Source organism: Sporosarcina sp. NCCP-2331 (assembly GCF_023707945.1).
GTDB classification, from domain to species: Bacteria; Bacillota; Bacilli; order Bacillales_A; family Planococcaceae; genus Sporosarcina; species Sporosarcina cascadiensis.
This window is the reverse complement of record NZ_BRCD01000002.1, coordinates 93,841-118,854: the sequence shown is the minus strand read 5'-3', so window position 1 is coordinate 118,854 and position 25,014 is coordinate 93,841. Positions and strand designations below refer to the sequence as shown.

Genomic DNA, 25,014 nt, shown 5'->3' with positions numbered 1-25,014 from the left:
TACAAAGCATGAGTATTTATGTAGATAAAGACACCAAAGTAATTGTACAAGGAATTACAGGTTCCACTGCCCTGTTCCATACGCAACAGATGTTGGAATATGGTACAAAGATTGTCGGCGGTGTTACACCAGGCAAAGGCGGCCAGACGGTCGAAGGCGTACCGGTCTTTGATACAGTTGATGAAGCCGTTAAAGCTACAGGCGCAACAGTCTCCATCATTTACGTGCCGGCTCCGTATGCAGCAGATGCGATTATGGAAGCTGTAGACGGGGAGATGGATATGACAATCTGTATTACAGAGCACATTCCTGTCCTCGATATGATTAAAGTGAAGCGTTATATGGAAGGCAAAAAGACTCGTTTAATCGGTCCGAACTGCCCTGGCGTTATCACTGCAGATGAAACAAAAATCGGCATTATGCCCGGCTATATTCATACAAAAGGCCATGTCGGCGTTGTGTCCCGTTCCGGTACACTGACATATGAAGCGGTGCATCAGTTGACACAAGAAGGAATCGGCCAGACGACAGCTGTCGGAATCGGCGGAGACCCTGTCAACGGTACGAACTTTATCGATGTGTTAAAAGCATTCAATGAAGATCCGGAAACTTATGCAGTTGTGATGATCGGTGAAATCGGCGGAACAGCTGAGGAAGAAGCAGCTGAGTGGGTCAAAGAAAATATGACGAAACCAGTTGTCGGCTTCATCGGCGGTCAGACTGCACCTGAAGGTAAACGCATGGGTCACGCGGGTGCCATCATTTCAGGCGGTAAGGGAACTGCTGCTGAAAAGATTAAGGCTTTACAGGCGGCGGATATCCAAGTGGCAGAGACACCTTCTGTTATTGGTGAGACGCTAATTAAAGTTCTGAAAGAAAAAGGTCTGTACGAAAAATGTAAAACGAAGTAATATGAGAGGTGCAGCGTATGCTGCACCTTTTTTCGTTCTTTGCTTGTAGTGTCGAATAAAGGAGAACGCTATGCAATTTACCGAACAGCAGAAACAATTAATTTTCCTTCATTATATTCACCCCGTTCCGTACAGCCGCTATCAGAGTTTGCTGCAGGAAAATCCGCTCATTCAAGATTTATCTTCCTATCCCCCTGTACGCTTGCAGCAATTGCTTGGTTTGTCAGAAGTCAACGCCTGTCGAATTACACAGCAATTCCATGAAGTGTCACAGCTTCCCTTGATTGAATTATTGCAAGAGACTGACATCATCCCCATTCCTTACGGCCATCCCGATTACCCGAAAGAACTGACTGAACTTTGCGATCCGCCGGCTGTCTTATACGTCAAAGGTGAAAGAAATTTATTGAAAAAACCGCTCAAAGTCGGTATAATTGGCTCCCGAAAAGCGACGTCGTATACAAAGAAAGCGCTTGATTTTATTGTGCCGCCGCTCGTTGCGCAAGAAATTCCGGTTGTCTCCGGTCTGGCTGCAGGCGCAGATACGATGGCGCATCAGGCGGCGATGCAATACGGAGGAGAGACCATCGCGGTACTGGGGCATGGGTTTTCCCATATGTATCCAAAGAAAAATGAGAAAATCGCACAGGAAATAGCTGAGAATCATCTGCTGCTGACCGAGTATCCTCCTTATATTCTGCCGGCAAAATGGACATTCCCCATGCGCAATCGGATCATCAGCGGACTGTCGAATGCAATCGTTGTAACAGAATCTGTGGAAAGGAGCGGAACGATGAGTACAGTTGAACATGCACTGGATCACGGAAAAGAAATTTTCGCCGTGCCGGGAGCAATTGACTGCCCGTTATCGGCGGGTCCGAATAAGCTGCTGGATGAAGGCGCCAAGCCATTATGGAGCGGTTTTCAGATCCTGGATTCTTTACAGGGAAACACCATATAATCTGTACGCGAAATGTTTAAAAGGTTGCATTATTTGAGAAACTGTTATACATTTTGCAACAGATATTCTTTTGATGAATAAATATAAAAGAAATCTCTCTGAGGAGGGAAATATATGGCGGATTACTTAGTTATTGTAGAGTCACCAGCTAAAGCAAAAACCATTGAGCGTTACTTAGGCAAGAAATACAAAGTCAGCGCCTCTCTTGGTCATTTACGCGATTTACCCCGAAGTCAAATGGGTGTAGATACTGAGAATAATTATGAACCGAAGTATATTACGATCCGCGGTAAAGGACCGATACTTCAAGACTTGAAAAAAGAAGCAAAAAAAGCGAAGAAAATATTTCTCGCGGCTGACCCGGATCGCGAAGGGGAAGCAATTGCATGGCACTTATCACATCAGCTTGGTGTCGATATCGAATCAGACTGCCGGGTAGTGTTCAACGAGATCACCAAGGATGCTATTAAAGAATCCTTTAAACATCCGCGTCCGATCAATATGAATCTGGTGGATGCACAGCAGGCAAGACGGATTCTAGACAGATTAGTCGGATATAACATCAGCCCGATTCTTTGGAAAAAAGTAAAAAAAGGATTGTCAGCAGGACGTGTTCAGTCGGTTGCATTACGGCTGATCATTGACCGAGAAAATGAAATTAATGCTTTTGAGCCGGAAGAATACTGGAGCATCACTGCACAGTTTGAAAAAGGCGATAAAACATTTGAAGCTGCATTTTACGGAGACGCAAAGGAAAAAGTGAAACTGACGAATCAAGAGCAAGTCGAAAAAGTCGTCAATGCACTGGAATCCGATGAGTTTGAAGTAGCTAAAGTCGTGAAAAAAGAACGGAAACGCAACCCGGCACTGCCGTTTACCACTTCCTCTCTCCAGCAGGAAGCGGCACGCAAACTGAACTTCCGGGCGAAGAAAACGATGATGCTCGCCCAGCAATTATATGAAGGTATTGCAATTGGTAAAGAAGGCACCGTCGGGTTAATTACCTATATGCGTACGGATTCCACGCGGATTTCAGATACAGCAAAAGATGAAGTGAAGTCGTTCATTCAAACGATGTATGGGGAAGAATTTATTTCTACTTCTACCCGGAAAGCGAAAGCCGGCGCGAAAACTCAGGATGCGCACGAAGCGGTACGTCCGACTTCAGCAATGCGGCCGCCTGAAGCGATGAAAGCGTTCTTATCACGTGATCAGCACCGACTGTATAAACTGATTTGGGAACGTTTCGTTGCGAGTCAGATGGCGCCTGCCATTCTGGATACGGTAACAGCAGATTTTCTGAATGGCGATATCCGTTTCAGAGCATCCGGTTCGCAAGTAAAGTTTCCGGGCTTCATGAAAGTGTATATCGAGGGAGACGACGATCAGCAGGAGGAAAAGGAAAATATTCTGCCTCCGCTTGAAGAAGGCGAGAATGTGAAGTATGCGGAAGTCGATCCGAAACAGCATTTTACTCAGCCGCCTCCGCGCTATTCGGAAGCACGTCTGGTCAAAACGCTGGAAGAGCTCGGCATAGGCCGTCCTTCTACATTCGCACCGACGCTGGATACTATTCAAAAGCGCGGCTATGTAACGCTCGATGCCAAACGCTTTATTCCAACGGAGCTTGGCGGTATTGTTCATCAAGCGGTTGATCAATATTTCCCTGATATTATCGATATTGAGTTTACTGCGCAGATGGAAAAAAGTCTGGACCATGTGGAAGAAGGCAGCATCGAATGGCGGAAAGTTATTGATGCGTTTTATCAGGATTTTGAAAAGCATGTGGAAGTCGCTGATGCAGAAATGGAAAAGATCGAAATCAAAGATGAACCAGCCGGGGAAGACTGCGAGAAATGCGGCTCTCCGATGGTTTACAAGATGGGCCGCTACGGAAAGTTCATGGCCTGCTCCAACTTCCCGGATTGCCGTAATACGAAAGCCATTGTCAAACCGATTGGCGTGACGTGTCCGAAATGTAAAGAAGGCGAAGTCGTTGAACGCAAGAGTAAAACAAAGAGAATATTCTTTGGCTGTGACCGCTATCCGGAATGTGATTACGTGTCATGGGATAAACCGATCGTGCGTCCATGTCCGAAGTGTCAACATACACTGGTGGAAAAGCGTTTGAAAAAAGGTGTACAGATTCAATGTACGGAATGTGATTACAAAGAACAGCCGCAGAGCTAGAGAGCAAAACGAGGAAGAGGGATTGAGATGACGCAAACTGTAAATGTCATAGGTGCGGGTCTGGCGGGCAGTGAAGCAGCCTGGCAGCTGGCCAATCGGGGAATTCAAGTGAAATTATTCGAGATGCGTCCGGTCAAACAGACGCCAGCCCACCATACAGATAAATTTGCAGAGTTAGTATGCAGTAATTCATTGCGCGCGAATAATTTAACGAATGCAGTCGGTGTGATCAAAGAAGAGATGCGTCAGCTGAATTCATTGATCATCCAGGCGGCAGATAAGTGTGCAGTCCCTGCAGGAGGCGCACTGGCAGTGGACCGTCATGAGTTTGCAGGGAATGTCACGGAGCAGATCCGCAGCCACCCGAACATTGAAATCATAAATGAAGAAGTGACGAAACTGCCGGATGGCATTACAATTATTGCTTCCGGACCGCTTACATCACCTGCATTGGCAGAGGAAATCCGTTTGCTGACAGGTGAAGATTATTTATACTTCTATGATGCAGCAGCTCCAATCGTGGAAAGTGATTCGATCGATATGGATAAAGTCTATTTGAAATCACGCTACGACAAAGGGGAAGCAGCTTATCTGAACTGCCCGATGAATGCCGAAGAGTTTGACCGTTTTTATCAGGCGCTCATTACTGCGGAGGTAGCACCGTTAAAAGATTTTGAAAAAGAGATGTATTTTGAAGGCTGTATGCCAATTGAAGTCATGGCAAAGCGCGGAGTGAAAACCATGCTGTTCGGTCCTTTGAAACCAGTAGGACTGGAAGACCCGAAAACAGGGAAATGTCCAAAAGCAGTCATTCAGCTTCGGCAGGATGATGCAGCGGGAACGCTCTATAATCTGGTCGGTTTCCAGACTCACTTGAAATGGGGCGCACAGAAAGAATTGCTGCAGCTGATCCCCGGACTGGAAAATGTTGAAATCGTCCGTTATGGCGTGATGCATCGGAATACTTTCATTAATTCACCGAGAGTGCTGAACTGCACGTATCAGTTAAAGTCCAAGCCGACCATTTTCTTTGCAGGTCAGATGACGGGCGTAGAAGGATATGTGGAATCAGCCGGTTCAGGTCTAATTGCTGGAATCAATGCTGCGCATTTGGCGAAAGGCGAAAAACCGATCCGTTTGCCGAAAGAAACGGCGCTGGGCAGCATGTCCCGCTATATTACGGAAGCAGATCCGAATAACTTTCAACCTATGAATATTAATTTCGGACTGTTCCCAGATTTAGAACGCAGATTCAAGACGAAAGCAGAACGCGCAGAAAAACACGCTAACCGTGCGCTTGATGCACTGAAGGAATTTAAAGAAACGACTGATATTTGAATTCAGACCTTACCCTGACTTTTGGGTAAGGTTTTTCTCTTGTATGCAACTAAATTAAGAGGAACACGTCTTGTACTTAAGAGGGAATAGTTTGACATCGAAGTAATTTGAACATTATGTGTCAAATTAGAGTTTTCAGGGAATAACTGATGATGGATCAGTTTTCTTAGTTGCCCAAAAATCCTTGCTATTGTATAGTGTTTCAGGGAGAACATTTGGATTTCATTATAAATTCCAAACTATATACATTCAAGAATCTTTAGACTCTTCAAAAAATGCGCTGTCCTATAATCAGCAAGAGGTGGAGAAAATGGTTCCTGAGATAAAAGAGCTGGCGGATGAATATGTGTCGTATATTTGCTTGGAAAAAAACTATTCGTCTTATACTGTTGCGGAATATGAAAATGATTTGCGAGAATTTCTGGCATTCCTAGAATCGGAACATATCGAAAAACTGGATGATGTGCAATATCCTGCAGCCAGACTGTATGTTACCAAATTGTATGACAGATCACTGGCAAGAACAACGATATCGCGGAAAATTTCTTCAATCCGGTCTTTTTTCAAATTCACAAACGCCCGTTATGGCATTCAGGACCAAGCGTTTCGTTTATTGTTTCATCCGAAAAAGGAAGAGCGCCTGCCTGCTTTTTTTTATGAGCAGGAACTGCAGAAACTGTTCGAGGCAACGGTCGGCGATGATGCCCGTTCGCTTCGTGACCGTGCGCTGCTTGAATTACTCTACGCGACGGGTATCCGGGTAGGCGAGCTTGTGACAGTGGAGGTCCGTGATATCGATCAATACCTTGGAATTGTGAAAGTGATGGGAAAAGGCCGCAGAGAACGTTTTGTACCGTACGGCAGTTTTGCGGAAGAAGCGCTTCAGGAATATATCGATACGGCAAGACCCCGGCTGATGAAGCAAAAGAAGCATTCAAGTCTTTTTGTGAATTTGCGCGGTGATCCACTGACGGACCGGGGAGTGCGCTATATATTGAATGACTTAATGGAACGCGCAGCTTTGCATACAAAAATCACGCCGCATATGATCCGGCATACGTTTGCAACGCATTTACTCGGTGCAGGTGCAGATCTGCGCAGTGTGCAGGAATTGCTCGGTCACCGTCATTTATCATCAACTCAAGTATACACACATATTACGAATGAACATTTACGGCAAACCTATTTACAGACGCATCCGCGTGCTTAGGAGGAGATTGAATGGAATTCCATGCAACAACGATTTTTGCGATACACCATGAAGGGCAATGTGCCATGTCAGGTGACGGACAAGTGACGATGGGCAATGCGGTCGTCATGAAGCATACAGCCAGAAAAGTCCGCAGATTATTCAACGGACAAGTGCTTGCAGGCTTCGCGGGATCTGTAGCGGACGCATTTACTTTATTCGATTTATTTGAAGCGAAATTGATGGAGTACGACGGCAATTTGCAAAGAGCGTCTGTCGAGCTGGCAAAAGAGTGGCGCGGCGATCGGATTCTGCGCAAACTGGAAGCGATGCTGCTCGTGATGGATAAGAAAACCCTGCTGCTTGTCTCCGGTACAGGTGAAGTAATTGAACCGGACGACGGGATTTTAGCAATCGGTTCAGGCGGCAACTATGCGCTGTCGGCAGGAAGAGCTTTGAAGAAATATAGCAGCGGGTTAACAGCGGAGCAAATTGCGAGAGCTTCTTTGGAGACAGCTGCTGATATTTGCGTCTATACAAATCATGAGATCATCGTGGAGGTGCTTTGATTGGTAATGAAACAAGAAATGACACCTAAAGAGCTCACGGCCTATTTAAATCGCTTCATCGTTGGACAGGAAAAGGCTAAAAAAGCGGTTGCTGTTGCGATGCGCAACCGATACCGCCGTATGCAGCTGTCGACTGAAGAACAGGAAGAAGTCATTCCGAAAAACATCCTGATGATTGGACCGACGGGCGTAGGGAAAACGGAAATCGCCCGCCGGATCGCAAAGCTGATCCATGCACCGTTCGTCAAAGTGGAAGCGACGAAGTTTACAGAAGTGGGCTATGTCGGCCGAGATGTCGAATCCATGATACGTGATCTGACGGAAGTCGGGATCCGTATGGTGAAGGAAGATATGCGTGAGGCTGTTAAAGAGCAGGCGCAGAAGCTGGCGGAAGAGCGCCTGGTCAAACTGCTGGTCCCGGAAGTGAAAAAGAAAAGCAGCGGACAGAATCCATTTGAGATGTTCTTTGGACAAAAAGATCAGCAGGAAGAAGAGAATCCTGAAGAGCAGACGGAAATTAGGAGAAAGCGCTCAGAGATAGCGGAACTTCTGAAAAGTCGTCAGGCCGAAGAACAAATGGTCACAGTGGAAGTAACCGCTCAGCAGCCATCCTTATTTGATGCCCTGCAAGGTTCAGGCATGGAGCAGATGTCAGGCATGCAGGATGCATTATCTTCCCTGATGCCGAAGAAAAAGACGAAGCGCCGAATGAAAGTGAAAGATGCACGCGTGGTGTTGGAGGCGGAAGAAGCGGATAAACTGATCGACCAGGATGAAGTGGCACGCAAAGGCATCGAATTGACCGAGCAGGCAGGCATCATCTTCTTGGACGAGATGGATAAAATTGCAAGCAGCAACCAGAAATCGTCAGGTGAAGTATCACGCGAAGGTGTTCAGCGGGACATCTTGCCGATTGTTGAGGGATCGACTGTCACAACGAAATACGGGGCGGTTAAAACAGATTATATTTTATTCATCGCAGCGGGCGCTTTCCATATGTCAAAGCCTTCAGATATCATTCCGGAATTGCAGGGACGTTTCCCAATCCGCGTAGAATTGGATAAATTGACAAAAATCGATTTTGAGCGTATACTCCGAGAGCCAGATTTTTCACTGCTGCGTCAATATGAACGTCTGCTGTCTACCGAAGAAGTGGAAATCGAATTTACAGATGACGCAATCAGCAAAATTGCTGAAATTGCATTTGAAGTAAACAATGAAACGGAAAATATCGGTGCCAGAAGACTGCATACCATATTGGAAAAACTTTTGGAGGATCTTTCATTCGAAGCGGCGGATATCGGGCCGGCTTCCATAAAGATCACACCCGCTTATGTAGATGAAAAATTAGATGGAATCGTTAAAAACAAAGATTTGTCACATTTTATTTTGTAATTGAGGCTTTATAGTTTATTTAATGATTAAAAACCTTTAGAATATTCAATATAGTCAACAGAGAATTTGAGGAGGAACAATTGAAATGAGTTTATTAGTCAAAACAAGAAAAATTAATGCAATGTTACAAGAAGGCGCGGGCGGCCCAGTCAATTTCAAAGAGATGGCAGAGGAACTGAGCGATGTCATCGATTGTAATGCGTTTATCGTCAGCCGGAAAGGTAAATTGCTCGGACTTGAAGTACACCATCAGATTGAAAATGACCGCATGAAGAAAATGTTTGAAGACCGTAAATTCCCTGAAGAATACACGAATCATTTATTCGAAATTCAGGAAACATCACCGAACATCGATATCGAAAGTGAATATACTGTATTCCCTGTAGAGAATAAAGAGCTGTTCAAAGACGGCTTGACTACGATCGTTCCGATTATTGGCGGCGGAGAGCGTTTGGGAACACTGATTTTGGCGAGACTGAAGGAAGGCTTCAAAGAAGATGACCTGATTCTTGCTGAGTACGGCGCTACTGTAGTCGGCATGGAAATCTTGCGTGAGAAATCAGAAGAGATCGAACATGAAGCGCGCAGCAAAGCGGTTGTTCAGATGGCGATCAACTCTCTGTCATACAGTGAGCATGAAGCAATCGAGCATATCTTCAAAGAGCTGGACGGAAATGAAGGCCTGCTGGTAGCGTCAAAAATTGCAGACCGTGTAGGAATCACTCGTTCTGTAATTGTTAATGCACTTCGTAAATTAGAAAGTGCCGGCGTAATCGAATCACGTTCCCTGGGAATGAAAGGGACATACATCAAAGTATTGAACGATAAATTCCTGTCTGAGTTAGAAAAACATAATTCATAAAAAAAGAGCGCTGCTTCTTTACAGAAGCGGCGCTTTTATATTGGGTATGAATACATTGTGATTACCAGAGGAATGGGTAATAATTACATGATTTGACACAAGTACATAAGATACAGTTTCTTTAGTGTGGTATTCTATATAATGGTTTAAGGGATAAAAAAATAATCATATAAAAAAATATTTACCGATTTAGCCCTAAATAAGCATAAAAGAAAAAGCGTTTTCAAAATACAAAGTAGTGAAAATACGACGCTTTATAGTTCGAAAATAGCTAAAAGGGAAATTAGTCCTAGGGAATTATCTAGAATTCATTGGACAAAAATCATTAGAATCCGCTACAATAGATTAGTAGATAAAACAAGAATTTTACATTTACGTTTATAATCATAGCGAAAAATGTCTAGTATACTAGTTTGGAATCGGATAATGTAGGAATATAAGAAGAATGTGACTACTTTAAGAGAGGGAGGCATGACATTGAATATTTATGGCAGCACTATCAATCTGCTTGAAAAGGGCCTGGACTACTCGTCTGCCAAAGGTAAAGCTATTTCGCAAAATATCGCGAATGTTGACACACCCAAGTACAAAGCGAAATCTGTTAACTTTCAAGAAGTGTTTTCCAGTGAAAAGAGCAAAGCGTTTGAAGCGTATAAAACAGATGCAAGACATCTCGACTTTACGGCTTCTGCGGGAAGTAAAACATTCGACTTATCCAATTTGCGCTATCGTCAGGACCGCAACGGAGTCGATATGGATAAAGAACAGGCAGATTTAGCTGCCAATCAAATTTATAACTCTGCATTGATCGAACGGCTGAACGGCAAATTCAACAGCCTGCAAAACATTATTAAAGGAGGGCGCTAATCTTGAGTATATTTCACAGCCTGAATACTTCATCCTCCGCTCTGACTGCGCAGCGGCTTCGAATGGATGTTATTTCATCCAATATGGCGAATGTCGATTCAACGCGGGCAAAGCAAGTAAATGGCGAATGGGAGCCATACCGCAGAAAAACTGTTACGCTGCAGCCTAAAGAAGGGCAATTCGCTTCATTTCTGCAGGCGGCAAAAGGAGTTCAGTCTCATAGCGGCGCCGGCAATGGAGTCGCAGTGACAAGAGTGAAAGAAGACCGCGAGACGCCTTTCAAGCAAGTGTTTGATCCAACTCATCCAGATGCCAACGACGAAGGCTATGTACAGATGCCAAATGTGGATCCTCTTCGTGAAATGATTGACCTGATGTCAGCAACACGGTCATACGAGGCGAACGTCACGGTGCTGAACGCAAACAAATCCATGTTAATGAAAGCTTTAGAAATAGGAAGATAACGTATACGAACTACTATAGAAGGAGTGGAAAAGATGCCGATTCAAGCAATTACGGGCGCTTTGCCGACTATGCAGGTTCAGCCAGCTGAAGTACGGACTCAAAAGACCCCGTTCGAAGCGCAGCAAAACTTCTCAGCCATGCTGAATGATGCAATTCATCAAGTCGATCAGGCGCAGCAAACTTCTGATACTTTGACAGTCAAGCTGATTAAAGGCGAGGATGTAGACTTGCATAATGTCATGATCGCTGCCCAAAAGGCGAGTATTGCATTAAATGCGACGGTGGAAATGCGTAATAAAGTGGTTGAAGCATACCAAGAAATCATCAGAATGCCTGTCTAACAGAACAAGTTACGCTGGGCAGACGTGAAATTTTGCCTAGTTAGGCTGACCGGGGGATTAGAATGAAAGAAAGATTCACAAAGCTCAGAGCGGATCTTAAGGCGTTCTGGGAAAGTCGCTCCAAAAAACAAAAAATCACATACATTGCTACGGCAGCAAGTGTTATTGCATTGGCCATTTTTTTAACAATTTATCTATCACGAACTACATATGTCACACTTTATTCAGAAGTTTCACCTTCTGAAATAGGCCGTATTAAAGAAGTATTGGATGGTCAGGGTGTTCCGTATGTTGTCCAGCCCGGCGGAACTGCGATTGCAGTGCCTGAAAAACAGCTGGATACGCTTCGTGTTTCATTGGCTGCGGAAGGATTTCCGGACTCTGGTCTGATTGATTACTCCTTCTTTTCTGATAATGCAGGCTTTGGAACGACAGATAATGAATTCAATATGATTAAACTGGCTGCTATGCAGACAGAATTAGCAAACTTGATTAAGGGTATAGAGGGTATTAAGGACGCAAAAGTAATGCTGACTTTACCGACTGAAGGCATTTTCGTCAATGATTCAACACAGGAAGCCAGTGCGGCAATCATGCTGAAGACCAATCCGGGTCAAAGTTTCTCAGAACAGCAGATTGCATCTCTGTATAACTTGGTATCCAAGAGCTTGCCGAACCTGTCTAATGATAATATCGTCATTCAGAACCAATATTTTGAGTACTTTGATTTAAAAGGTTCAGAAAACTCCTACGGTCAGAGTGTCACGGATCAAATGGGTCTGAAGAAAACGATAGAGCGCGACTTGCAGAGACAAGTGCAGATGATGCTCGGCACGATGATGGGACAGGATAAAGTCGTTGTTTCGGTTACAACCGATATCGACTTCAAAGTGGAAAAACGTAAAGAAGACTTGGTGTCACCGGTGGATGAGGAAAATATGGAAGGCATCGCGCTGAGTGTACAGCGGATTACGGAGTCATTTTCCGGTACGAATCCGGCTGTCGGCGGAACACCGGAAGCCGAAGATCCGACCGATAACCGCACCACTTATGTGGAAGGTGAAATGGGCAACGGAGATTATGAACGATTGGAAGAAACCATCAATAATGAAGTGAACCGGATCAGTAAAGACATTATTGAAAGTCCTTATAAAATACGCGATCTGGGTATACAGGTAATGATCGAACCACCAACAGCGGACGATCCGAATTCATTGGCACCTGAAGTTCAGCAAGACGTAGAGCAGATTCTGGAAACAATTATTCGGACTTCACTGGATAAAGAAGCAGCAGGGGAACTGACAGATGAAATGCTGGCAGAGAAGATTGCTGTTTCGGTACAGCCGCTGAAAGGTAAAAATGTACTGTTTGAAGAGCCGAAGACGGTTATTCCTTGGTGGGCATACGTTATCGGCGGAGTCCTGCTGTTAGCATTAATCGCAGTAATTGTTCTGTTGCTGCGTAAACGACGCCGTGAAGCCGAGATGGAAGATGAGCTCGCATTGGAAGCGCAACTTGAAGCAATTCAAGTGGATGACATTAATCTGGAACAGGAAACAGAAGCAACAGCACGCAGAAAACAGCTTGAAAAAATGGCGAAAGATAAGCCGGAAGAGTTTGCCAAGCTATTGAGAACGTGGATTGCTGAGGAGTAACGGAGGGATGCAAGTTGGTAAAGAAAGATAAAGAAATGTCAGGCAAACAGAAGGCTGCCTTATTGCTCATCTCTCTAGGGCCTGAAGTCTCAGCAGCAGTTTATAAGCACTTGAACGAAGAGGAGATAGAGCGTCTGACGCTGGAGATTTCAGGCGTGAAAAAAGTAGATTCTTCGGTGAAAGAAGAGATTATTGAAGAATTTCATAATATTGCGCTGGCTCAGGATTATATTTCGCAGGGCGGGATCGGTTACGCCAAAACGATACTTGAGAAAGCACTCGGTAAAGAACATGCGCAGGCAGTAATCAATCGGCTGACATCATCGCTTCAAGTACGGCCGTTTGACTTTGCCAGACGGGCAGAGCCGTCTCAGATTTTAAACTTTATTCAAAATGAACACCCGCAGACAATCGCGCTGATTCTTTCCTATTTAGAGGCGGAGCAGGCAGGTTTGATTCTTTCTTCACTGCCGCAGGAAATGCAGGCTGATATAGCGAAGCGTATTGCGACGATGGAATCTACTTCACCTGAAGTGATCAGTGAGATTGAAGCTGTTTTAGAGCGGAAATTATCTTCTACTGTTACGCAGGATTTCACAGAAACCGGCGGAGTCGATGCGGTGGTCGAAGTACTGAACGGAGTAGACCGTGCGACCGAGAAAACAATTCTCGATGCACTCGAAATACAGGATCCCGAACTGGCAGAAGAAATCCGCAAAAGAATGTTCGTCTTCGAAGATATTATTACATTGGATAACCGTTCGATTCAGCGCGTGGTCCGCGAATGTGAAAATGAAGATCTCATTCTGTCCATGAAAGTATCCAGTGAAGAAGTAAAAGATATTCTATTCAAAAATATGTCGCAGCGGATGGCGGAATCATTCCAGGAAGAAATGGAAATTATGGGTCCAGTCAGACTCCGTGATGTAGAGGAAGCCCAGTCACGGATTGTTGGCATTATTCGCAGATTGGAAGATGCGGGTGAGATTATTATTGCCCGCGGCGGAGGAGATGACATCATTGTCTAATCTGTTTCGTTCAGATCGTACAGTAGTGAATCAAAGCGGCGCAAAAGAAATTTCAATACGCAGTCTTCAGCAGCAAATGCCGGATGATCAGTCTCCTGCTCAAGTGCCTGCAGACACAGGTGCAGTATTTGCCGAACGAAGCCGAATGGTTCAGGAAATGGAACAGCGCAGCGCCATGGTGAATGCAGACATTCAGCAGCGCATGGAGCATGCAGCGGCGGATATTGAAGCAATGCGTGCTGCGTGGGCTGAAGAGAAAGAACGGCTGCAGCAGCAGGCCTATGACGAAGGATTCCAGGCAGGTTTTGAAGACGGGCGCAACAAGGCGCAATCTGATATGCAGGAAACGATACAGGCGGCGAATGAAACGACTACTTTATCGTATCAGAATGCTACCCAGTATTTACTTAATCAGGAACGGGTCATTCTCGACATTGCCATTCGTTCCGCTGAGCAAATTATTAATAAAACAATTGAAGATGATGAAGAAACCTATCTCTCCATTGTTCGAAAAGGTATAAAAGAAGCACAGGAAATGAAAGAGATTAAACTGTATGTCCCGACCGAGCATTTTAAAATGGTGACAGCCAGCCGAGCTGAATTGGCATCAATCTTCCCTCCTGAAACGCCGTTTATGATCTTTGTCAACGAAGACTTTGATGCCAACGATTGTTTTGTCGAAACAAACCATGGCCGCATTGTCGTCAGTGTCGATGAACAATTGAATGAATTGAAGGAGCAGCTTGTCGAAATTATGGAAAGTGGTGTGTAATTTTGAGAAAAGCAGAAGATTTGATTCGAATCATTCCTAATATCAATACGATGAAAAAATATGGCCGGGTTATCCGGGTAGTCGGTTTATTGATTGAGTCACAAGGACCGGAATCCTCCATTGGAGATGTCTGTCTAATTCATTTGAATGTGCCGGACGCAGGAAGATCTATTATTAAAGCGGAAGTAGTCGGTTTCCGGGAAGAAATCGTCATGCTGATGCCTTACACAGATATCAGTAATATCTCGAGTGGCTGCCTGGTGGAATCGCTCGGCAAACCGCTGGAAGTTAAAGTGGGCATGAACTTAGTCGGCCAGGTGCTGGATTCGATGGGCAAACCGATCGATCACAGTGCTTTGCCGAAGGGGCTGGCGACAGTGCGGACTGAAAATAGCCCGCCAAACGTGCTGACCCGCCCGACGATCAATGATAAGCTTGCGGTTGGTGTCAAGGCGATTGACGGCATGCTGACGGTCGGAAACGGCCAGCGTGTCGGAATATTCGCCGGTTCCGGTGTAGGGAAAAGTACGCTGCTCGGCATGATTGCCCGCAATACGGAGGCTGATATCAATATCATTGCGTTAATTGGTGAGCGTGGACGCGAAGTACGGGAGTTTATTGACCGCGACTTAGGGCCTGAAGGCATGAAGAAAACAATTGTTGTTGCTGCTACGTCAGACCAGCCAGCGCTGATGCGAATTAAAGGAGCCTTTACGGCAACTGCCATTGCAGAGTACTTCAGAGACCGCGGTATGCGTGTCATGCTGATGATGGATTCCGTAACGCGTGTCGCTATGGCACAGCGTGAAATCGGACTTGCTGTAGGCGAACCGCCGGCAACTCGAGGGTACACACCGTCGGTCTTCGCGATTCTGCCAAAGCTGCTGGAACGGACAGGCACCAATGAACACGGTGCAATTACTGCGTTCTATACCGTTCTCGTTGACGGTGATGATATGAATGAGCCGATTGCGGATGCAGTGCGGGGGATTTTGGACGGGCATATTGTCCTGGACCGGACCCTTGCCAATAAAGGTCAGTATCCTGCGATTAATGTCCTGAAAAGTGTCAGCCGGCTGATGAATCATATTGCAGATCCGGAACATGTCAAAGCGGCAGAAAAGTTGCGGGAGCTGTACTACACCTATGATAAATCGGAAGACTTGATTAATATCGGTGCCTATAAAAAAGGGACATCGAAAGAAATTGATGAAGCGATTGACTATGAACCGATCATTACGAACTTTTTGAAGCAGAGCTATAAAGATAATATCCAGCTCGAAGATACAGTGAATGAAATGATCGCATTGGCTTCTGGAGGAGGAGGCAGCATATGACTTCTTACCGCTACCGATTTGAAAAAGTGCTGACATTGCGGGAACAAGAGCGTGATGAAACGGAAATGGCTTATAAAGAAGCCATTGAGCAGTTTGAAGAAGTGGCCAGGGAGCTGTATGACCAGCTGAAAAAGAAAGAAGACACACTGGAAGAGCAGCAGCAGCGAATGAGCACTGGTTTCTCCATTGATGATCTGCATCATTATTCACGATTTATCGGTACGCTCGATGTGAAAATTGATCAAATTCAACAGGAAGTCATGAAATCGCGTTCGAAAATGAGCTGGTATGAGTCGCAATTGCTGGAGAAAAATATTGAAGTGAAAAAGTTTGAGAAAATGAAAGAACTGAATAAACAACAATATGATGCAGAAATGGAACATGCGGAGGCAAATCGGATTGACGAACTGGCCACGATGAAATTTCGCTCAAAAGAAGACAGGTGGTAAAGTGGCAAAAGCTAAGAAGAAAAAAGAGGTAGAATCTGTAGAGGTGCAAGAGAAGAAGTCCACTGGTTTTTTTCAGATTTTATTAGCTTGGATCATTATTCCTCTCATGTTCACAATGGCTGTCGTATTAATTATAGCGAAAGTCGCGGACATAAATGTCTTTGATCAAGCTAAAGAATGGACTTCAAAAATACCTTTTCTTGAAGAAAAAGCACCTGACGAGCAGGCGGAAGGTGACTTAATCCTGGAAGAGCGTGTCATTTCACTGCAGGCTGAAATCCAGGAAAAAGAAGCCCAGCTGTTTGAAGTGCAGGATGAACTGACGAAAGTGAAAGATTCCAATGAAACACTGGAAATCGAAAAAGAAAAACTGAATGAAGAAATTGAAAAGCTGAAGCTCGCACAAAGTGAAACAAAGCGTGATTTCAAAGAAATTGTGACGACCTATGAACAAATGTCGGCTAAATCAGCAGCTCCTGTCATTACAAAAATGGGCGATGCAGAGGCAGTTCAAATTTTATCTAGCCTCAAACCTGCGACTTTAGCAGCGATACTTGAGAAGATGTCCCCGGAACAAGCTGCAAAATATACAACTATGCTTACAAAGTAGTATAATAGTAGTTAAAGGAGGTGGAAAAGTGAATTTAGGACTATTGATGGGTGTTGGTGCACCGAGTGTGCCGTCTGTTACTCCAAGTAATTCTTCCAGTGGTACAAGCGGTGCCGGATTTGGCAGTGTGTATCAGAGTTTGATGGGGGCTTCACAATTGCCGGATACCTCGCAAACGGTTGGAACTGACAGTGCTTTAGCTGAACTGATGCAGGATATTATGCAGGCTGGAAGTTTAAAAGAACTGGCAGCTATTTTAGAAGAATTGCAGCAGGATGGCAAGACGGTTTCGGCGATGGATCAGTTGATGAAAGTGTTGGGCGGTAAGCAAAACGTGGTTATCACAGATTCTGCAACTGAGGAAATTAATACTGAGTCGAAACTGGATGATAATCTAAACAGTGCGTTAGAAAGCGAATTACTTCTAACTGATCTGCCAAACTTAAATAAGTTTCCTAGTCTGCAACAATTAGCTTTTCTTATTACGGAAAATCCTGATAAACTAGTAGAAGTGATGACTAAGGCCCTAGCAGAAGCAGGTGTTTCGGAAGAAGAAATTAAGCAGTTGGAAGCAACCGGTGATATTTGGTTTGTATTGGAGACATTGCAAAAACTGCCGCCTGAACAGTTGCAGATCGTGACAGAGAATCTGCCTGAAAAAGTTGCAGTGGAAATCACAGCTTTATTCAAAGCCATTGAACTGACAGCTCCTAAAATGGATCTGCATATAAAGCAGGAAGAACTAATTAAGACCATTCAGCCATTGCTTGCACAGTTCGCGGGTCATATAGAAGAGAAATCCATTCAGCCGGAGATCAAACAGACAATCCAGCTGCCTGCTGCAGTTCAGCATATGATTCGTTTTACGACGGAACAGCCGGCTGCGGATACAAAACAGCAGGGCGAACAAACAAAGTCTAACGAGGCATCGACTCTTCAAACCGCGATGACGCAAACAGAAGCGAGACCCGTGTTTCAGATGACTCAGACTGAAAAAGTACCGGAAAGCCGCAGTGAAGCATTAATGAGAGAGTTTCAGGCTGTATTGAACCGTGCGAATTTTGGTCAGACAGGCGGAACGAACCGTCTATTAGTGAAACTGTATCCTGAGCATTTGGGGCAGGTACGTATTGAACTGCTGGAAGTAAACGGCGTTATGACAGCCAGAATCCTGGCATCGTCTGCCATGGCCCGTGAAATGCTCGACAGCCAGATGCACCAGCTGCGTCATGCATTCAACCAGCAAAACTTGCAGGTGGAACGCATTGATCTTTCACAGACGTTACAGGACCCGGGCAAGAATGAACGGGAGCAGGCTTTTAATAAACAGCATGAGAAGCAGAATGAACAGACTTCTGAACAAAACGAAAGTCAGGATGAACATGAACAGACTTTCCAGGAGTTCATGATTGAACTGGAGGTATAGAAATGGCTAACGAAGTAAATTCGATGTCAGGCCAGCAGGCGATCACAGACTCGATGTATCTGATCAACAAGCAGCGTGACGAACGTAAGACAGGACCCGATACAATGGGGAAAGATGCGTTCATGAAAATTCTGATCACCCAGCTGACAAACCAGGATCCGACGAATCCAATGAAAGATACGGAATTCATGGCACAGATGGCGCAGTTCTCAGCGCTTGAGCAGACGATGAATATGGCGAAAGCTTTTGATAAGTTTGCAGATATTCAGTCTCAAAGTCAATTGATTCAGTATAATAGTTTCATTGGCAAAGACGTGAAATGGCATGAAGTGACAGATAAGAAAGATGAAGACGGCAAGCCGATTATTAATGAAGGAACCGGCAATATCCAATCCATTAAATATGTGGATGGCTCAGTCATCTTTACACTGGCAGACGGCAAAGAGCTATCACCCGGCAATATTTCCGAAGTGCTTGCGAACGGTACAGGCGGAAGTGCAGGAAGCCAACCAAATAATCTCGTACAGGCCAGTATGCTGATCGGCAAGACAGTCGGTTACATGGACGGCGACGTAGAAAAGACAGCCAAAGTGATTTCAGTTACAAATAAAGAAGGCAAGTTGCATTACGTATTAGATAATGACAGTAAGATTGAAGGTAATCAATTTACTTCTATAAGTGAATAAAAATTGAATGGAGCGATGTCATGAACAAAATTGATTTCCATCGCATTCCATCACAGCCGCTCATACGCCCAGGACAGACACAGCAGAAAACTCAGCCCAATCAGTCATTCTCAGCACATTTGCAGCAAGCGGTACAGCCTGAAAAGCTGAAGATCAGCAAGCATGCCAACGACCGTCTGCAAGAACGAAGCATTCAGATGACCGAGGCAGAATGGGCACGCATCTCAGAGAAAGTGGACGAGGCGAAGAGGAAGGGAATCCGTGAAACGCTCGTGCTGACCGACCAGGCCGCACTCATAGTCAGTGCAAAGAACTCAACCGTCATCACTGCGATGAACCGCATGGAAGCGAAAGACCAGTTATTTACGAATATCGACGGCACTATATTGCTCAGCTAAAAACGGCAGGACCTTACGAGGATGCCACCGTACCGCCGACTGAACGAAGCGGTACACTTTAAAACCGAGAGGGGAAACTACATTATGTTACGCTCAATGTACTCAGGAATATCAGGATTAAAGAACTTTCAAACGAAATTAGACGTTATCGGTAATAATATTGCCAATGTTAATACTTATGGATTTAAGAAGGGACGTACGGTTTTTAAGGATTTGTATTCGCAGACTGTGGCGGGAGCAACTGGACCTGGAGACAACCGAGGTGGTGTGAATCCTAAGCAAGTGGGCTTGGGTGGACAGTTGGCAACGATTGACACACTCCACACTCCTGGATCAACACAATTTACTGGGAACACTTTAGACTTAGCTATTGAAGGAGATGGTTTTTTCCTGGTAGGAAATGCTGACGACCCTTATTATACGAGAGCTGGAGTGTTTTACCTGGATCAAGATGGTGCCATTGTGGATGGCGATGGTAGATTTTTAAGCGGAGAACAGATTCTCATACCAACAGAAGCTACGAGTTTATCGATTGGGCAAAATGGTCAAGTTTCGTATGTTCTTGATGGAACTTTAACAGAAGGGCCTGTTATTAACTTGTATAAATTCGCTAACCCGGGGGGATTAGAAAAGGCTGGTGGTAATTTATATAGAGAATCTCCGAACTCTGGTGCACCTGTCGAAGGAGTACCGGGAGAAGCAGGTGGACATGGTGTCATCAAATCCGGTTCGCTAGAAATGTCCAACGTAGACCTATCCGAAGAATTCACAGAAATGATCGTAGCGCAGCGTGGATTCCAAGCAAACACACGGATCATCACAACATCAGACGAAATCTTGCAGGAACTAGTAAACTTAAAACGATAATAATAGCATAGTTTGAAAAGGAGGGTCGGGCCGGCCTTGGCCTGGCCCCTTACATATGATTAAAGTTACGAGATTGAATAACACGACATTCACGTTAAACGCTTTATACATAGAGAAGGTTGAGTCGTTTCCAGACACGACCATTACGCTGACTTCAGGGTCGAAGTACATCGTTCTTGATACGGTTGAGGAAGTGAACAGCCGGATCATTGAATTTTATCAAGCGGTCCAGCTGTTGTCGAATCCGCATATCCGGGGTGAAGAAGATGAAGAATAAATTATTGACGATTTCATTGATTATTTTAGTAAGTATTACGCTCATCGGCGTAGTGGCGGTTGTACTCATTTTGAATTTTAACAAAGGTGACGAAGAGGCCGAGAAAGGTCCGAATATCGATGAAATTCTTGAGTCCTCTGTCGATGTCGAAGAAATTACAACCAATCTGTCCGGTCGCAATTTTATCCGGGTTTCATTGAAAATCCAGACGGACAGCAAAAAAGCCGGAGAAGAATTGACGAAGCGTGATTTCCAGGTGAAGAACCTCGTCATCCAGGAGCTTTCCGAATTAACGGCGAAAGATTTTGAAGGAAAAGCAGGAAAACAGCAGTTCCAGGATTCTATAAAAGCCCAGCTGAATGAACTGATGCAGGATGGTAAGATAGAGAAAGTGTATATTGTCTCTTACATTATTCAGTGACGGGCCGTATGATCTGTAAGAGGTGCTTACGCAAGAGGAGGTGGGCTAATGTCGGGAGATGTGCTGTCCCAAAATGAAATAGATGCGCTTCTGTCTGCCTTATCGACAGGTGAGATGTCAGCGGAAGAAATGAAGAAAGAAGAAGAAACCCGCAAAGTACGGGTCTATGATTTTAAACGTGCGCTGCGGTTCTCGAAAGATCAGATTCGCAGTCTGACACGGATTCATGAAAACTTCGCCAGATTGCTGACGACCTATTTTTCAGCTCAGCTGCGTACATATATTCAGATCAATGTCGTTTCGGTCGATCAGATTCCTTTTGAAGAGTTTATCAGCTCGATTCCGAATATGACGCTGATCAATATATTTGATGTGTCACCGCTCGAAGGCAATATCTTGATGGAAGTGAATCCGAACGTTGCCTATTCCATGCTGGAGCGCTTAATGGGCGGATTCGGCTCGAGTTCCGGCAAAGTGGATAATATGACTGAAATCGAGACGAAAATTTTAACGAACTTATTTGAACGTTCTTTTGACAGTTTGCGGGAAGCGTGGTCAGGTTTGATCGATATCGATCCGTATCTCGCGGAGATGGAAGTGAATCCGCAGTTCCTGCAGATGATCTCTCCCAATGAAACGGTCGTCGTTATTTCATTCAACATAATGATCGGCGAATCAAGCGGAATGATCAATATCTGTATCCCGCACATTGTACTGGAACCGATAATTCCGAATTTGTCGGTCAGCTACTGGATGCAGACGAATAAAAAAGAACCGACGCCTGAACAGAGTGTACTTCTCGAAAAACGAATTAAAAAAGCCTCACTGCCGATTACTGCTGAACTGGGTAAAGGAGAAATCTCTGTAGAAGACTTCTTATACTTGCAGATGGGTGATGTCATTTCATTAAATACAAGGATTGAAGAACCATTAACGATCCGAGTCGGTGATACGCCTAAATTCACCGCACAGCCGGGAAAACTGCGAAACCGCATGGCTGTTCAAATACTGGATATTTTGAAGACGGGAGGGGATGAGGATGATGAGTGATAACATTCTCTCACAGGAAGAAATAGAAGCGTTGCTGCGGGGGGAAACATTGGAACCCGCTGAAGAAGCTGCACCTGAATCAGATGAAATCGAAATTAATGATTATTTGACGGAGATGGAGCAGGACGCGCTTGGGGAGGTCGGCAATATTTCATTCGGCAGTTCGGCGACTGCACTGTCTGCATTGCTTGGACAGAAAGTGGAAATTACGACACCGAAAATCACACTGATTAAACGTGACGAGCTGGATAGAGAATTTGTCCATCCTTATGTTGCGATTAAAGTGGAATACACAGAAGGTCTGAGCGGTGTGAATCTGCTTGTTATTAAGCAGAGTGACGCAGCGATTATCGCAGACTTGATGCTGGGCGGGGACGGGACTTCGCCGAATGAAGATTTGGGGGATATCCATCTTAGCGCTGTACAGGAAGCGATGAATCAAATGATGGGATCTTCTGCTACTTCGATGTCCACTATTTTCAATAAGAAAGTGGATATTTCACCGCCTACAATTGATTTGATGAATATTCAGCTGGACCAGGGAACAGAACATATTCCGCCTCATAATCTGCTGATCCGCGTGTCTTTCAATTTAAGGGTGGGCGAGTTAATTGATTCGAATATTATGCAGCTATTCCCTCTGGAGTTTGGTAAGAAACTAGTTTCATCTTTGATGGGAGAAGAAGAGGCGGCAACTGTTACAGAAGAACCGCCTGCACCGGCACAGCCTGCACCGCAGCCGCAGCAGCAGGAATATCAGCAGCCGGCCGCCCAGCAGGAGCCAGAGCCGGCTTATCAGGCACCGCCCCAGCAGCAGGTTCAGCAAGCGCCACCTCAGCAAAGACCGGCACAGCCTCAGGTTCAAGTACAGCAGGCACAATTTGCCAGCTTCGACGCGCCGAGCTTGAACAAAGAAGAAGCAAATAATTTAAATATGCTGCTTGATATACCTCTTCAAGTAACGGTAGAATTAGGCCGTACGAAGCGTTCAGTCCAGGAAATCCTGGAAATGTCCGGAGGCTCTATTATTGAACTGGATAAATTGGCGGGTGAACCTGTCGATATCTTGGTCAACAACCGCTTTATTGCTAAAGGAGAAGTAGTAGTCATAGATGAAAACTTCGGTGTCCGGATTACGGATATACTAAGTCAGATGGACCGATTAAACAATTTACGATAGTAGATACTTGGAGGGATAAGCAATGGGAAAACGAATTTTAGTAGTTGACGACGCAGCATTTATGCGTATGATGATCAAGGATATCTTGACGAAAAATGATTATGAAGTAGTAGGAGAGGCAGCAGACGGTGCGCAGGCTGTAGAAAAGTACAGTGAGTTAAAACCGGATCTGGTCACAATGGATATCACGATGCCGGAGATGGACGGAATCGCTGCACTTAAAGCAATTAAAGGCAATGATCCGTCTGCAACAATCATTATGTGTTCAGCTATGGGGCAGCAGGCCATGGTTATTGATGCAATTCAAGCGGGCGCTAAAGATTTCATCGTAAAACCATTCCAGGCTGACCGTGTGATTGAAGCGATCGACAAAGCGTTGAGCTAAGTCATCTTATGAACGTAAAACAATTGACCAAATGGTTTGTTATGCTGCTCGTATGCCTCGTTTTCTGGATGCCGCACGCAGAGGCAGAAACAGATCCTAATGCCCGTGTATCTGACTGTTTTGGAAAAGGAAAAGACTGCAGTTCGGATGATACTGCCGGAAATCAAGCAGATAAAAAAGATCAGGAGATCCCGTCGGGGGCCCCGGGAAGCCTGTCCGATCCGCAGGAGACTGAGAAAGCGCCAAAAGGGCTGTCTGCCTGGGATTATATCCGGACCCTATTAGCCTTTATTTTTGTTATCGGTTTGCTTGTATGGCTGCTGCGATTTCTTAATAAACGCAACCGCAGTTTTGACCAGACCCGCTTGATGACCAATTTGGGCGGCGTGCCGCTTGGACAGCATAAATCTATTCAATTAGTGAAAATGGGCAATCATTATTTTGTAGTAGGTGTCGGCGAAAACGTCCAGCTGCTGAAAGAAATTGATGATCCTGCCGATATCGCTGACTTGCTGGACCGTTATGATTCCGAAGGCAGTGATGTTCGCAAAGGCATTATTTCACAGCTTTATGAACGCTTTTTCTCGAAAGCACAATCTGGAAACACCTCAACGGATTCATCTGATTTCAGTCAATTGTTTTCTTCCAAAATGGATGAGATCAAAGCAGATCGCAAGGAACAATTGGATCGGTTGAAGCGGAAAGGAAGCGACCGGGATGGCTGATTTTCTAAATTCGTTTTCAAACAGTGATCCGGCTAACGTTTCGACTTCCATCAAAATGCTTTTGCTGCTGACAGTGTTGTCACTGGCTCCCGCTATTTTGATATTAATGACATCTTTTGCCCGGATCATTATTGTATTATCATTTGTTCGGACGGCTCTTGCGACACAGCAGATGCCGCCTAACCAAGTGCTTGTAGGACTGGCTTTATTTCTGACTTTCTTTATTATGGCGCCTGTTTTATCTCAGGTGAATGAAGAAGCGCTGACTCCTTTATTTGATGAAAAAATTTCATTGGATGAAGCATATGAACGGGCGAGCGGTCCGTTTAAAGAGTTCATGAGTGAACATACGAGACAGAAAGATTTAGAATTATTCATGCGTTATAACCAGATGGAACAACCTGAAACGCTTGAAGAAATACCGCTGACGATGATGGTGCCGGCTTTTGCGCTGAGTGAAATCAAAACAGCCTTTCAAATGGGTTTCATGATCTTTATTCCATTTCTGGTGATCGATATGATTGTCGCCAGTGTCCTCATGTCGATGGGTATGATGATGCTTCCGCCAGTTATGATCTCATTGCCGTTTAAAATATTATTGTTTGTGTTAGTGGACGGTTGGTATCTCATTATCCAGTCATTGCTGCAAAGTTTTTAGGG

General features: G+C 44.9%; 28 protein-coding genes. All 28 read left to right on the top strand.

What is annotated here, in order from left to right:
- Window positions 1-8: 8 nt before the first annotated feature.
- The 28 genes from sucD to fliP all read left to right on the top strand — a co-directional run bounded on the left by sucD (window position 9) and on the right by fliP (window position 25,012).
- A complete protein-coding gene (gene sucD, locus NCCP2331_RS01765; RefSeq protein ID WP_251668099.1) occupies window positions 9-911 on the top strand; it encodes a succinate--CoA ligase subunit alpha in 903 nt (300 codons plus the stop codon).
- Window positions 912-981: 70 nt separating this feature from the next.
- Entirely contained in the window at window positions 982-1,872 is an 891-nt protein-coding gene (gene dprA / locus NCCP2331_RS01760) for a DNA-processing protein DprA (protein WP_251668097.1), read from the top strand.
- Between the two features lie 114 nt (window positions 1,873-1,986).
- Window positions 1,987-4,062: a type I DNA topoisomerase gene (gene topA / locus NCCP2331_RS01755; RefSeq protein WP_251668095.1), complete on the top strand. Its 2,076-nt coding sequence runs from the start codon at window positions 1,987-1,989 to the stop codon at window positions 4,060-4,062.
- 27 nt (window positions 4,063-4,089) lie between these two features.
- Window positions 4,090-5,400: an FADH(2)-oxidizing methylenetetrahydrofolate--tRNA-(uracil(54)-C(5))-methyltransferase TrmFO gene (gene trmFO, locus NCCP2331_RS01750; protein ID WP_251668093.1), complete on the top strand. Its 1,311-nt coding sequence runs from the start codon at window positions 4,090-4,092 to the stop codon at window positions 5,398-5,400.
- 310 nt (window positions 5,401-5,710) lie between these two features.
- Window positions 5,711-6,610 carry a tyrosine recombinase gene (locus NCCP2331_RS01745; protein WP_251668091.1) on the top strand — a complete coding sequence of 300 codons (900 nt, stop codon included), beginning with the start codon at window positions 5,711-5,713 and terminating at the stop codon, window positions 6,608-6,610.
- Between the two features lie 11 nt (window positions 6,611-6,621).
- On the top strand, window positions 6,622-7,158 hold the full coding sequence (gene hslV, locus NCCP2331_RS01740; RefSeq protein WP_153720443.1) for an ATP-dependent protease subunit HslV: 537 nt from the start codon (window positions 6,622-6,624) through the stop codon (window positions 7,156-7,158).
- Between the two features lie 6 nt (window positions 7,159-7,164).
- Entirely contained in the window at window positions 7,165-8,553 is a 1,389-nt protein-coding gene (hslU, locus tag NCCP2331_RS01735) for an ATP-dependent protease ATPase subunit HslU (RefSeq protein WP_251668187.1), read from the top strand.
- Window positions 8,554-8,638: 85 nt separating this feature from the next.
- Complete coding sequence (gene codY / locus NCCP2331_RS01730; RefSeq protein WP_153720442.1) at window positions 8,639-9,415, top strand: GTP-sensing pleiotropic transcriptional regulator CodY; 777 nt, start codon at window positions 8,639-8,641, stop codon at window positions 9,413-9,415.
- Window positions 9,416-9,892: 477 nt separating this feature from the next.
- Window positions 9,893-10,282 carry a flagellar basal body rod protein FlgB gene (gene flgB / locus NCCP2331_RS01725; RefSeq protein WP_251668186.1) on the top strand — a complete coding sequence of 130 codons (390 nt, stop codon included), beginning with the start codon at window positions 9,893-9,895 and terminating at the stop codon, window positions 10,280-10,282.
- 2 nt (window positions 10,283-10,284) lie between these two features.
- Complete coding sequence (gene flgC, locus NCCP2331_RS01720; protein ID WP_153720441.1) at window positions 10,285-10,746, top strand: flagellar basal body rod protein FlgC; 462 nt, start codon at window positions 10,285-10,287, stop codon at window positions 10,744-10,746.
- A gap of 33 nt (window positions 10,747-10,779) precedes the next feature.
- Entirely contained in the window at window positions 10,780-11,088 is a 309-nt protein-coding gene (gene fliE, locus NCCP2331_RS01715) for a flagellar hook-basal body complex protein FliE (protein WP_376776789.1), read from the top strand.
- Between the two features lie 62 nt (window positions 11,089-11,150).
- Window positions 11,151-12,743 (top strand): flagellar basal-body MS-ring/collar protein FliF, encoded by a 1,593-nt coding sequence (gene fliF / locus NCCP2331_RS01710; protein WP_251668089.1) that lies wholly within the window; start codon window positions 11,151-11,153, stop codon window positions 12,741-12,743.
- A gap of 14 nt (window positions 12,744-12,757) precedes the next feature.
- Window positions 12,758-13,771, top strand: a complete 1,014-nt coding sequence (fliG, locus tag NCCP2331_RS01705) for a flagellar motor switch protein FliG (RefSeq protein WP_153720438.1) — start codon at window positions 12,758-12,760, stop codon at window positions 13,769-13,771.
- Window positions 13,764-14,543 (top strand): flagellar assembly protein FliH, encoded by a 780-nt coding sequence (gene fliH / locus NCCP2331_RS01700; RefSeq protein ID WP_251668087.1) that lies wholly within the window; start codon window positions 13,764-13,766, stop codon window positions 14,541-14,543. The genes fliG and fliH overlap by 8 nt, the downstream gene beginning before the upstream one ends.
- Window positions 14,544-14,545: 2 nt before the next feature.
- A complete protein-coding gene (gene fliI, locus NCCP2331_RS01695; protein WP_153720436.1) occupies window positions 14,546-15,880 on the top strand; it encodes a flagellar protein export ATPase FliI in 1,335 nt (444 codons plus the stop codon).
- Window positions 15,877-16,329, top strand: a complete 453-nt coding sequence (gene fliJ / locus NCCP2331_RS01690; protein WP_153720435.1) for a flagellar export protein FliJ — start codon at window positions 15,877-15,879, stop codon at window positions 16,327-16,329. The genes fliI and fliJ overlap by 4 nt, the downstream gene beginning before the upstream one ends.
- A gap of 1 nt (window position 16,330) precedes the next feature.
- Window positions 16,331-16,939 (top strand): MotE family protein, encoded by a 609-nt coding sequence (locus NCCP2331_RS01685; RefSeq protein ID WP_251668085.1) that lies wholly within the window; start codon window positions 16,331-16,333, stop codon window positions 16,937-16,939.
- 28 nt (window positions 16,940-16,967) lie between these two features.
- On the top strand, window positions 16,968-18,365 hold the full coding sequence (locus NCCP2331_RS01680) for a flagellar hook-length control protein FliK (protein WP_251668083.1): 1,398 nt from the start codon (window positions 16,968-16,970) through the stop codon (window positions 18,363-18,365).
- A gap of 2 nt (window positions 18,366-18,367) precedes the next feature.
- Entirely contained in the window at window positions 18,368-19,051 is a 684-nt protein-coding gene (gene flgD, locus NCCP2331_RS01675) for a flagellar hook assembly protein FlgD (protein ID WP_251668081.1), read from the top strand.
- 20 nt (window positions 19,052-19,071) lie between these two features.
- Entirely contained in the window at window positions 19,072-19,449 is a 378-nt protein-coding gene (locus tag NCCP2331_RS01670; RefSeq protein ID WP_251668079.1) for a TIGR02530 family flagellar biosynthesis protein, read from the top strand.
- An 84-nt stretch (window positions 19,450-19,533) separates the two neighbouring features.
- Window positions 19,534-20,316 carry a flagellar basal body rod protein FlgG gene (gene flgG / locus NCCP2331_RS01665; protein WP_251668078.1) on the top strand — a complete coding sequence of 261 codons (783 nt, stop codon included), beginning with the start codon at window positions 19,534-19,536 and terminating at the stop codon, window positions 20,314-20,316.
- A gap of 55 nt (window positions 20,317-20,371) precedes the next feature.
- Complete coding sequence (locus tag NCCP2331_RS01660) at window positions 20,372-20,593, top strand: flagellar FlbD family protein (protein WP_153720429.1); 222 nt, start codon at window positions 20,372-20,374, stop codon at window positions 20,591-20,593.
- Window positions 20,583-21,014 carry a flagellar basal body-associated protein FliL gene (gene fliL / locus NCCP2331_RS01655; RefSeq protein ID WP_153720428.1) on the top strand — a complete coding sequence of 144 codons (432 nt, stop codon included), beginning with the start codon at window positions 20,583-20,585 and terminating at the stop codon, window positions 21,012-21,014. Before NCCP2331_RS01660 ends, fliL begins: the two co-directional genes overlap by 11 nt.
- Window positions 21,015-21,062: 48 nt before the next feature.
- Window positions 21,063-22,064 carry a flagellar motor switch protein FliM gene (fliM, locus tag NCCP2331_RS01650; RefSeq protein WP_251668076.1) on the top strand — a complete coding sequence of 334 codons (1,002 nt, stop codon included), beginning with the start codon at window positions 21,063-21,065 and terminating at the stop codon, window positions 22,062-22,064.
- Window positions 22,057-23,244: a flagellar motor switch phosphatase FliY gene (gene fliY, locus NCCP2331_RS01645; RefSeq protein WP_153720662.1), complete on the top strand. Its 1,188-nt coding sequence runs from the start codon at window positions 22,057-22,059 to the stop codon at window positions 23,242-23,244. The genes fliM and fliY overlap by 8 nt, the downstream gene beginning before the upstream one ends.
- 22 nt (window positions 23,245-23,266) lie before the next feature.
- On the top strand, window positions 23,267-23,629 hold the full coding sequence (locus tag NCCP2331_RS01640; RefSeq protein ID WP_153720426.1) for a response regulator: 363 nt from the start codon (window positions 23,267-23,269) through the stop codon (window positions 23,627-23,629).
- Between the two features lie 8 nt (window positions 23,630-23,637).
- Entirely contained in the window at window positions 23,638-24,354 is a 717-nt protein-coding gene (locus NCCP2331_RS01635) for a flagellar biosynthetic protein FliO (RefSeq protein WP_251668074.1), read from the top strand.
- Window positions 24,347-25,012 (top strand): flagellar type III secretion system pore protein FliP, encoded by a 666-nt coding sequence (gene fliP, locus NCCP2331_RS01630; RefSeq protein ID WP_251668072.1) that lies wholly within the window; start codon window positions 24,347-24,349, stop codon window positions 25,010-25,012. Before NCCP2331_RS01635 ends, fliP begins: the two co-directional genes overlap by 8 nt.
- Window positions 25,013-25,014 lie beyond the last annotated feature (2 nt).

What these genes read in the sequence shown, in the direction of transcription:
- sucD (WP_251668099.1), top strand. Translation starts at nt 9, where the DNA reads ATGAGTATTTATGTAGATAAAGACACCAAAGTAATTGTACAAGGAATT.
- dprA (WP_251668097.1), top strand. Translation starts at nt 982, where the DNA reads ATGCAATTTACCGAACAGCAGAAACAATTAATTTTCCTTCATTATATT.
- topA (WP_251668095.1), top strand. Translation starts at nt 1,987, where the DNA reads ATGGCGGATTACTTAGTTATTGTAGAGTCACCAGCTAAAGCAAAAACC.
- trmFO (WP_251668093.1), top strand. Translation starts at nt 4,090, where the DNA reads ATGACGCAAACTGTAAATGTCATAGGTGCGGGTCTGGCGGGCAGTGAA.
- NCCP2331_RS01745 (WP_251668091.1), top strand. Translation starts at nt 5,711, where the DNA reads ATGGTTCCTGAGATAAAAGAGCTGGCGGATGAATATGTGTCGTATATT.
- hslV (WP_153720443.1), top strand. Translation starts at nt 6,622, where the DNA reads ATGGAATTCCATGCAACAACGATTTTTGCGATACACCATGAAGGGCAA.
- hslU (WP_251668187.1), top strand. Translation starts at nt 7,165, where the DNA reads ATGAAACAAGAAATGACACCTAAAGAGCTCACGGCCTATTTAAATCGC.
- codY (WP_153720442.1), top strand. Translation starts at nt 8,639, where the DNA reads ATGAGTTTATTAGTCAAAACAAGAAAAATTAATGCAATGTTACAAGAA.
- fliE (WP_376776789.1), top strand. Translation starts at nt 10,780, where the DNA reads ATGCCGATTCAAGCAATTACGGGCGCTTTGCCGACTATGCAGGTTCAG.
- fliF (WP_251668089.1), top strand. Translation starts at nt 11,151, where the DNA reads ATGAAAGAAAGATTCACAAAGCTCAGAGCGGATCTTAAGGCGTTCTGG.
- fliJ (WP_153720435.1), top strand. Translation starts at nt 15,877, where the DNA reads ATGACTTCTTACCGCTACCGATTTGAAAAAGTGCTGACATTGCGGGAA.
- flgD (WP_251668081.1), top strand. Translation starts at nt 18,368, where the DNA reads ATGGCTAACGAAGTAAATTCGATGTCAGGCCAGCAGGCGATCACAGAC.
- NCCP2331_RS01670 (WP_251668079.1), top strand. Translation starts at nt 19,072, where the DNA reads ATGAACAAAATTGATTTCCATCGCATTCCATCACAGCCGCTCATACGC.
- flgG (WP_251668078.1), top strand. Translation starts at nt 19,534, where the DNA reads ATGTTACGCTCAATGTACTCAGGAATATCAGGATTAAAGAACTTTCAA.
- NCCP2331_RS01660 (WP_153720429.1), top strand. Translation starts at nt 20,372, where the DNA reads ATGATTAAAGTTACGAGATTGAATAACACGACATTCACGTTAAACGCT.
- fliL (WP_153720428.1), top strand. Translation starts at nt 20,583, where the DNA reads ATGAAGAATAAATTATTGACGATTTCATTGATTATTTTAGTAAGTATT.
- fliM (WP_251668076.1), top strand. Translation starts at nt 21,063, where the DNA reads ATGTCGGGAGATGTGCTGTCCCAAAATGAAATAGATGCGCTTCTGTCT.
- fliY (WP_153720662.1), top strand. Translation starts at nt 22,057, where the DNA reads ATGAGTGATAACATTCTCTCACAGGAAGAAATAGAAGCGTTGCTGCGG.
- NCCP2331_RS01640 (WP_153720426.1), top strand. Translation starts at nt 23,267, where the DNA reads ATGGGAAAACGAATTTTAGTAGTTGACGACGCAGCATTTATGCGTATG.
- NCCP2331_RS01635 (WP_251668074.1), top strand. Translation starts at nt 23,638, where the DNA reads ATGAACGTAAAACAATTGACCAAATGGTTTGTTATGCTGCTCGTATGC.
- fliP (WP_251668072.1), top strand. Translation starts at nt 24,347, where the DNA reads ATGGCTGATTTTCTAAATTCGTTTTCAAACAGTGATCCGGCTAACGTT.